This window comes from Enterobacter sp. CFEC122, from assembly GCF_052983755.1.
In genome coordinates this window covers 1-8,299 of the sequence record NZ_JBRIQR010000078.1, presented here as the reverse complement: position 1 = coordinate 8,299, position 8,299 = coordinate 1, and the positions used below count along the sequence as shown (strand labels likewise).

Here is an 8,299-nt window from a genome sequence, read left to right as displayed (position 1 = left end):
AAAGAAGGCCGAAAATTACGAGGCTATGTTGCATTTTGCCTGTGGTCTTATCGTCTGGAATAAAGTCCTATTGAGATAGGCTCTTAGTTAATAGAATCCCGTTCATATGGTCTATCATATGCTGTATACAGATCGAGAGAGTACCACTTGCACTAAAATTTATTGTATTCCCAAAAGCATCAAGAGCGGTGACATTTATTTTCTCTGCACGGTATACAAAACGACTGGTTCCTGGTATAGAAAGACATTTTTCCTCAGTGATATTTTTTTCTTCCTTACTCTCAGCAATTACCGGATTAATTAATACTATTGGTTGCACCAGCGATTCAGGGACATCAATTACAGCAATCCTTTGGTGAACACCAACCTGGGTTGCTGTTAAACCTACACTGGATGTACCGTACATAGTGGTAATCATATCCTTAATAAATTGCCGGGTTATCGGTGAAATATGTTCGACGGGCATTGCAATGATCTTCAATTTGGGATCCGGATACTTTAAAACTGATAATAATGACATGCAAGGCTACTCTTTATTTAAATGGCAGTAAAAACGATATGTTTTAAGTCGGACCTGAGTGGAGAACCGGGACAGAAATAACTACCGGACTGACAGCCAGATATAAATTTTCTGCTGCCTGCGAACGTCATTCCGGTCTGTCCTGCTCAACAGCACAACAGACCGGAAACACTATATCAGAGAAGAGGAAGGGTATAACTGACTGTAACCCGGGTTTCATCCTGGTCACGCTGTCCAGCAGAGCCTTTTCTACTTGTGTCAGGCAGAGCGCTGCGCATTGTGGCATTTTTTACGGAGATGCCAAGTCCGTTAAGTATTCCCTCGGGGATAGTATAACTCAGGGCAATATCCCGTTCCCATTCCCCCTTTCGCCCATTCCCGGTATCAATATTATCGGCGTTCAGATAGAGGATACTTAGATTCAGCCCTTTGAGCCCTGCATCAGCAAAATTATAGGCGTACCGTGCCAGCCAGGTTCGCTCCCCCGCCCTGCTGAATTTTAGCAATTGTGCATCAGTAATTAACCAGGTGCTTGTTCCTTCTCCATCACCACGATTCAGATATGGAAAGTCACTTTTCCCCGTCAGCCACTGATAACCACTGCTCACACTGTGACCTCCAGAAGACCATGTCAACTGACCGCTATAAACATTGTTGTCCACTTCTCCCTTTGTGCGATTATTTCCGTAATAACCAGTACTTACATATCCGGCACTCCGTCCTGCAGCACTTCCGTTCTTTCCGTCTGCATCGCTGATGAATATACGAATATCTGATTTCAGGTTCCCGGAAACGATTTTCAGGTTATGTGCCAGTCCGATATAGTTTTGTCTGTAAAAATTATCCAGCTCACCGTAATAGTATGAGAGAGTCATGTCTTTCATAAGAGTATAGTCACCACCGGCGAAATAAAAACGATTACTGCTCCGTGAAGTGGGACCACTTCCATTGGCTCCGGCAATGGACATTCCGCGCATATCTGTGGAGTTACGTCCTTTTGTATGTGTGAGAACGCCGCCGGTCAGACTCAGATCGTCGATATCTGTTGATGATATTTGTCCTCCCTGATATGTCATGGGCAAAAGGCGGGCATCGTTGTATATAACGACGGGATTTTTGGGCTGAAGCGTTCCATAACGGAGTTCCGTATCAGATATTTTTGCCCTGCCGGTAACCCCCAGGCTACCGAACTGATGAACCGCTCTGCCATCATTGTCTAGCGGAAATACTGTACCGGGTTGCCGACCTGACGCCGGTGAGCCTGCTTTACCTCCTCCGTCAAGTCTGATGCCCAGTAGCCCCAGAGTGCTCAGTCCGAATCCCACTGGCCCTTCAGTATAACCTGAATCGTAATTGAGGATGAACCCCTGTCCCCATTCTTCCTGTTTACTGAACCCGTCCCCACTGCGATTATCTGTATTAATATAGAAATTGCGGAGTGTGAGATTGGCCTTACTGTCTTCAATAAAACCGGCTATCGCATTAGGGACTGTAACTCCCGGCATCAAAGCTACAGCAGATATTACGAGTGTAACTATTCTCATTCAGGTAATTCCTTTAGCTTGCCTGATATCAATATACGCGGTAACACGAAGGGAAAATGGCAGAAAATAATGAGGTATTTGTTTACCGCTGCACTAAGTACGAATCCAGTTCATATCAAAAACCATGAAGTGGCTACAGGGTCAAGACTTTTTTTTTCAGACTGACTGCTTATACCATGGATTGGCCCTATGCACCGTGTTTCTGCTGGTTGTAAGACAGGAGACTTCCGTTTAGACCGGCACTGTTTTCAGGGAGGGAATCAATCTGATGTATCAAGCGAATTGGGTTAATTGTAAGCGTCCAGCGAGACTTGCAACTACCCACAATTATATTAAGGTAATCATTATGATAATCAGCTAAATTACTTTCAGGGATGGTTGAATGATTAATCAGGAACAGACTTCGCTTTCATGGCTCGATGAGGAAATTAATTCTTCTGTCTTTAGCGATCGCCGCCGTGCCAGTCGTTTTAAAAGTCTCATGCAAAAACTCTGGCGGGGGATGGGCAACAGCCTCCCTTTTGCCTGCCAGGATAATGCAGCAACAAAAGCCGCTTACCGGTTCCTTTCCAGTGACAGGATTGATGAGCAGCACCTGCTGCAGGGACATTCCGAGGCTACCAGTCAAAGGATATATGCGCTGCAAGGTGAGAAGATTCTACTGCTTCAGGACACCACAACATTTGGCTACCACCGGGATAACCCTGATGCAGTAGGATTTGCAGGCAATCACACCTAATCAAGATGGGGAATGATGCAGGTGTCAATTGTGGGATCCTGATGCATTCGAGCCTGGCAGTGACGACATCAGGGCTCCCGCTGGGTCTGACCGCGGTGAAGTTCTGGACCCGAAAAAAATTCAAAGGCACTAACGCACTTAAAAGGAAAATTAATCCGACCGTTTTTTTACATCAGATCACTGGCTGACAGTCAAAGACGTGGCTCACGTCTTCATGGTTGACATAGTCTGTCCGGACAGAGATGTCCATATCCGAGCAAGTTTCCGGCAGGAACGAGGTTGCCATAGCTCCGGATGAGAGCATGCCAGTCAGAATCAGTACTGCAGTCACGCTAAATTTTTTCATCTGTATATTCCTCTTCATCAGATATCGCCGTTTCACCTGTTAATGTGTATTAAAAACCCTGTGGTTCATACAGGGTCAACACCCTTACGCTGTTTTTTCTGGTGGGATAAGGACAAAAAAAAAGCTACCTGGGGGTAACCTGACTAAAACAGTCATCAAGGAAAACGGACAACAGGGATAGGGTTGTCCTGGAGGGTGTGTCCGCATGTGAGGTCGCCGGCGGAACCGGAGGTGACCCCCACTATAGTGGCAGTCAGTCCGGCAGTTCCCTCTGCGACCATCTCACGCGTTTACTGCTCAGGTTCAGGGTAATACCGTCCCGGATTACTTATCAAGTACTGCAGTCACGCGGGCAACGTTTTTCTGGTCTGCACTGGTGATGCGGTAGGACGAAGCACCGGATTCCTGGGCGATAGCGGCAATTTTCGCTTCCGCGTTGTTCAGGGTGTCAGCAGTAACGCTGACGGACTGGGCGAAGCCGGAGAAAGAAACTACGGAGAGCATACCGGCAGCAGCAAGCAGTTTGATGTTTTTCATGGTCATATTCCTTGGGTTATCTGGTCATCTGGTCATCTGGTGATACCGGCGTCATCGCCGTCTCACCTGTTGATGTGTATTAAAAACCCTGTAGTAAATACAGGGTCAACAAGTTATTTTGTAAATTATTGTCGGCTGTGTTTTTGTCGTTTTCATACAACCCAGCTCTTGAAAGAGCCTCACTGTGGCTGACGAGAAATGAGAAAATACGGCCGTAACAGACACCGCGAAACCGGGATTGCGCTGGGGAGATAGGTCGGTGCAGGGCAAGTTAACTTACAGGATTAGTGAGGGTTTATGATGTTACGGCTACTGATTAAGTACGCGTGCGTATTCTGGCGAAGTTGAACGGTTATTCCGGAGGAACGTGAACGCGTTATTCCCTAACGCGCCCTAACTTCTTTTTATTACACCGACCGTTCACTTTCAGTCAACCTGTGCCAGTCGTTTTCTCATCGACTCACCCTTCATTTCCAGCCGGTGGGAGTTATGCATCAGACGATCAAGGATCGCGTCTGCCAGCGTGTTATCGCCAACGCAGCCATACCACTCATCCGTTGGCAGCTGGCTTATCATCACCGTGGCGTTCTTTCCGTATCTGTCATCCATCAGTTCCAGCAGATCGTTACGCTGCGCTGGCAGCAACGGCTCAAGGCCCCAGTCATCCAGGATAAGCAGCTGCGTTTTTGACAGCTGAGCCAGCTGCTTTCGGTAACTACCGTCTGCGCGGCTGTGCGTCAGTTCAACCAGCAACCGGTTCAGTCTCCAGTACTGTACGCTGTAACCCTGCTGGCAGGCGTTGTTGCCAAGGGCGCAGCCCACATAGGTTTTGCCGCAACCGCAGGGGCCGGTTATCAGCAGGTTCTGCCCCCTGACCACCCATTCGTTCTGGCTTAGCTGAGCGATCCGAGAACGTTCCAGGTTTCTCGCTGGCTGGTAGTCGATGTCCTGGACCGAGGCTTCAAGCCTCAGGCGGGCTTTTTGTAGCAGACGTTTCTGTTTACGCTGATCCCTTTCGAGTGATTCGCGCGTGACCAGCAACGCCAGTCTTTCCCTGAAGGAGAGCTCTTCGTAAGTGCCGGGTTGCTCCATCTGTGAGGACAGCGCGGCCGCCATTCCCGTCAGTTTCATTTCTGTCAGCTGTTTCATCAGCGTATGTGGCATTATCGGATCCCTTGTTTCAGTGGAAGTGGCGTGGGCCACGGATGTTTTCATGTTCCTGAGGAAGCTCCCGGGACGGGTGCAGATCTTTGTCCGCCGGAACCAGGTCGCGGTTATTCTTCAGGATCGACTTTATCTGCTTCAGCCGGGTTAACCCCTCTGCATTGGCCAGCCGACAGCTGTTATTGACGCGCTCAGAAGGATATTCACGCGTCAGGCTCAGCAGCCCCAGACACAGGCGATAGGCCTGTTCCGGATGCGCTTTTTCAGCCAGACGCTCGCTGACCCACGTGAAGGTGTCGGAGCCCACACCGGCCGCCCAGCTTTTCAGCCGCTCTGGCGTCCACTGCTGATGATGACGATGGCGCTCCGGCATATGTTCTGCTGCCGTACTGTTGCCCGGATGAAGACGCCGCGGGTGACTGGCGATCATCTGCCCGTCAGACCAGACTTCAAGCAGGTTGTCGAAGGCATGAAGCTCCACCGTTTTACCGACGTGCTGATGGGGGACTGAGTAGTGATGCTGTTCATATTCCACGTGATAATCGATATTCACCTTCGCTTTTTTGATGTGCCGGTAGCGCCACTACTGCACCGGTAATGGCCTGAGCACAGTTTTGTCCAGCCTTTCGAAGGCCTCACGGCGATTGCCCGGCAGTTTTTTGAAGGGACGTTCGTTGAGCCCGGTTACCAGCGTACGGATACAGTGGTTCAGCTCAGCAAGCGAGAAGAAGACCTGGTGACGGAGCCGGGCCAGGATCCAGCGTTCGACGATCTGAACGCCAACTTCCGCCTTCGGCTTGTCTCTGGGTTTTCTGGGGCGGGCAGGTATCACCGCAACCTGATAATGCTCAGCCAGCTGCTGATAGGAGGGATTCAGTTCGGGATCGTAACGACTGGCTTTGCTAACCCCGCTTTTCAGGTTATCCGGAACCAGGATTTCGGGGACTCCACCGAAGAACTCCAGCATCCTGACGTGGCTGAGAAGCCAGTCTGACAGCGACTGCGTATAGGTAGCCTCCGCGAAGGTGTAGTTTGATGCGCCCAGCACCGCCACGAAGATCTGGGCCTGCCGGCATTCACCCGTCTCAGGTGAGATAACCGACACTGTGGGTCCACAATAGTCGATAAAGCATTTTTCACCGGCAAGATGCTGCTGGCGCATGGAGCGTTTCTGTGACTGGCACCAGGTCTGATAGCGGCAGCAGAACTGCGAGTAGCTGTACGCCCGAACCGGCATCCTCTGGCAGTATCCCTCCCACAGCAGGTGGCGGGTGACGCCTTTTTACGCAGCTCCATATGGATTTCAGCCCAGTCGGGATCCTCCAGCGCGCCAGGACGACTGTCAGACTCAGGATAAAGCAGACTGGCAAGTCGGGGCTCTGACATTCCTTCCGGAAGTGGCCAGGAGATCCCAGCGGCTTCAAGTCGTTTGAGCATTTTCTGGATGGCACCCGTGCTGACATCTGCGCACTGGCTTATCTGGCGGAAGGACAGGCCGACTTCAAAACGCAGCCTTAAAATTTCATGGATTTTATGCATTGCGATTCTCTTGTTTGGCATATATCACACCCTGGAATAAAAGGGATAGATATAGCATCAAAAATCAATGCGTTAAGAATGATTCTGGCAACGTGAACGGCAATTCCGGTCGGGTGAACACCGATTCTGGCAAAATGAACAGTGATTCTGGTCATGGTGCAAAATCGGGGTATTTTCCGCCGGAATACGCGTACACGCAAAACCAGAAATAGCGTTCACGTTCCGCCAGAATACGCAACGCGATCACCGCCGGAATGTGTAAGCGTTAAACGAGCGCCGTATTGACGGTTATTTATCGGTAAGAACCACGTTCCATGGCAGCAGTTCCGCCACTTTGTTGCTGGGCCATTCCGGCAGTACGCTCAGGATATGGCGAAGGTAGGCCTCCGGATCGATACCATTGAGCCTGCATGTTCCGATAAGACCATTCAGCAGGGCTCCGCGCTCACCGCCGTGGTCGCTGCCGAAGAAGATAAAATTCTTTTTCCCAAGACAGACGGCACGAAGGGCTCGTTCGGCTGTGTTGTTATCAGGCTCTGCCAGGCCATCATCACAGTAGTAGCACAGCGCATCCCACTGGTTCAGGGCATAAGCGAACGCTTCGCCCAGACGGGATTTTTTCGACAGAGTGGCGCTTTTCTCCACTAACCAGTCATGCAGGGATATCAGCAGCGGCTTACTTCGGGACTGCCTGGCTGCCAGCCGCTCAGTTGCAGGGAGGCCCCGTATTGCTTCTTCGATTGAACCGCCCCGGGAATCCTGGAGACTAAACTCTCAGTAAAAGGAGATCCCTGATGAAATCAAAATCAGCTAATCGTTACCCGCCGGAATTACGTGAGCGCGCTGTCAGAATGCTCATTGAGCATCTTGATGAATATGACTCTGAACCGGATGCTATCCGTGCCATATCGTCAAAAATTGGTTGTCATTACGATACCCTGAAAGGCTGGCTACGCCAGCACAGAAATGACTTACGCGGTGGTATCAGCCCCGTCAGGACTGGTGATGGCGAGCTGACCAGTAACGAACGTCAACGTTTAAAAGAGCTGGAGAGGGAAAACCGGGAGTTGCGTCGCAGCAATGATATTCTGCGTCAGGCATCAGCCTATTTTGCTCAGGCGGAGCTCGACCGCCACTGGAAAAAATAATGCCACTGCTCGAACGTCTGAGTGGTGCCCACGGGGTCGGGCCGGTATGCCGCGAGCTGGATATTGCCCCGTCGACATATTACTGGCATCAGCAACGTCAGCAATCGCCGGAAAAACACAGCCAGCGCTCGCAGCGTGATGCGCTTCTGAAGGTGCAGATACAGCGGGTGTACGACGATAACTATGGCGTCTATGGAGCCCGCAAGGTCTGGCGTCAGTTACAGCGGGAGGGCATCGGCGTGGCCAGATGTACAGTGGAACGGTTGATGAAACTGATGGGGCTCGCAGGCGTGCTCCAGGGCAAAAAAGTCCGCACCACAACCAGTCGCAGAGATACCGCAGCACAGGACAGGGTAAACCGCCAGTTCGTAGCGGAATGTCCCAACCAGCTTTGGTGTGCAGATTTTACCTACGTCATCACCTGGCAGGGCTTCGCCTATGTGGCGTTCATTATCGACGTGTTCGCTGGCGTCATCGTGGGCTGGCGGGTCTCATCATCGATGGAAACGTCGTTCGTCCTGGATGCGCTGGAACAGGCACTGTGGTCACGGTGACCTTCGGGCACCATCCATCACAGCGACAAAGGCTCTCAGTATGTCTCGCTGGCCTACACGCAGCGGTTGCAGGATGCAGAGCTGCTGGCTTCCACGGGGAGTACCGGTGACTTGTATGATAACGCGATGGCGGAGAGTATCAACGGTCTGTACAAAGCGGAGGTCTGAATCGCCACGGGTTTAACAGACACCTCAGAGTCATTTAAGA

At 50.9% G+C, this 8,299-nt stretch carries 6 protein-coding genes, 3 pseudogenes and 1 other annotated feature; of the genes and pseudogenes, 2 read left to right on the top strand and 7 right to left on the bottom strand.

All coding sequences use genetic code 11. The annotated features are described in order from the left end of the window. Positions 1 to 67: 67 nt before the first annotated feature. A complete protein-coding gene (gene def / locus ACVCAM_RS25685; RefSeq protein ID WP_016154430.1) occupies positions 68 to 520 on the bottom strand; it encodes a peptide deformylase in 453 nt (150 codons plus the stop codon). A 176-nt stretch (positions 521 to 696) separates the two neighbouring features. Then, a complete protein-coding gene (locus ACVCAM_RS25680) occupies positions 697 to 2,064 on the bottom strand; it encodes an OprD family outer membrane porin (protein WP_016154429.1) in 1,368 nt (455 codons plus the stop codon). Positions 2,065 to 2,446: 382 nt separating this feature from the next. Here ACVCAM_RS25680 and ACVCAM_RS25675 point away from each other — a divergent pair, with 382 nt between their 5' ends. Continuing rightward, entirely contained in the window at positions 2,447 to 2,803 is a 357-nt protein-coding gene (locus ACVCAM_RS25675; protein WP_016154428.1) for an IS4/Tn5 family transposase DNA-binding protein, read from the top strand. A gap of 172 nt (positions 2,804 to 2,975) precedes the next feature. Here the strand turns inward: ACVCAM_RS25675 and ACVCAM_RS25670 are convergent, their stop codons facing one another. From ACVCAM_RS25670 to ACVCAM_RS25650, 5 genes and pseudogenes are all read right to left on the bottom strand, one after another. Continuing rightward, positions 2,976 to 3,167 (bottom strand): hypothetical protein, encoded by a 192-nt coding sequence (locus ACVCAM_RS25670; protein ID WP_045890344.1) that lies wholly within the window; start codon positions 3,165 to 3,167, stop codon positions 2,976 to 2,978. Positions 3,168 to 3,473: 306 nt separating this feature from the next. Further along, positions 3,474 to 3,686, bottom strand: coding sequence for a YdgH/BhsA/McbA family protein (locus ACVCAM_RS25665; RefSeq protein WP_016154425.1), 213 nt, complete (start codon positions 3,684 to 3,686; stop codon positions 3,474 to 3,476). Positions 3,687 to 4,112: 426 nt separating this feature from the next. Continuing rightward, positions 4,113 to 4,853 (bottom strand): IS21-like element helper ATPase IstB, encoded by a 741-nt coding sequence (istB, locus tag ACVCAM_RS25660; protein WP_269150626.1) that lies wholly within the window; start codon positions 4,851 to 4,853, stop codon positions 4,113 to 4,115. Positions 4,854 to 4,866: 13 nt separating this feature from the next. Then, a pseudogene (gene istA, locus ACVCAM_RS25655) lies at positions 4,867 to 6,410 on the bottom strand (IS21 family transposase). 267 nt (positions 6,411 to 6,677) lie between these two features. Further along, positions 6,678 to 7,133 (bottom strand): annotated as a pseudogene (locus ACVCAM_RS25650) (IS66 family transposase); the annotation flags it as partial. A 50-nt stretch (positions 7,134 to 7,183) separates the two neighbouring features. Here ACVCAM_RS25650 and ACVCAM_RS25645 point away from each other — a divergent pair. After that, positions 7,184 to 8,256 (top strand): annotated as a pseudogene (locus ACVCAM_RS25645) (IS3 family transposase); the annotation flags it as partial. Then, positions 7,492 to 7,608 (top strand) — a sequence feature (AL1L pseudoknot). It overlaps the preceding pseudogene by 117 nt. Positions 8,257 to 8,299: the final 43 nt, after the last annotated feature.

Excerpts from the sequence above, each read along its gene's own strand:
- def (WP_016154430.1), bottom strand. The coding sequence starts at position 520 with ATGTCATTATTATCAGTTTTAAAGTATCCGGATCCCAAATTGAAGATC.
- ACVCAM_RS25680 (WP_016154429.1), bottom strand. The coding sequence starts at position 2,064 with ATGAGAATAGTTACACTCGTAATATCTGCTGTAGCTTTGATGCCGGGA.
- ACVCAM_RS25675 (WP_016154428.1), top strand. The coding sequence starts at position 2,447 with ATGATTAATCAGGAACAGACTTCGCTTTCATGGCTCGATGAGGAAATT.
- ACVCAM_RS25670 (WP_045890344.1), bottom strand. The coding sequence starts at position 3,167 with ATGAAGAGGAATATACAGATGAAAAAATTTAGCGTGACTGCAGTACTG.
- ACVCAM_RS25665 (WP_016154425.1), bottom strand. The coding sequence starts at position 3,686 with ATGAAAAACATCAAACTGCTTGCTGCTGCCGGTATGCTCTCCGTAGTT.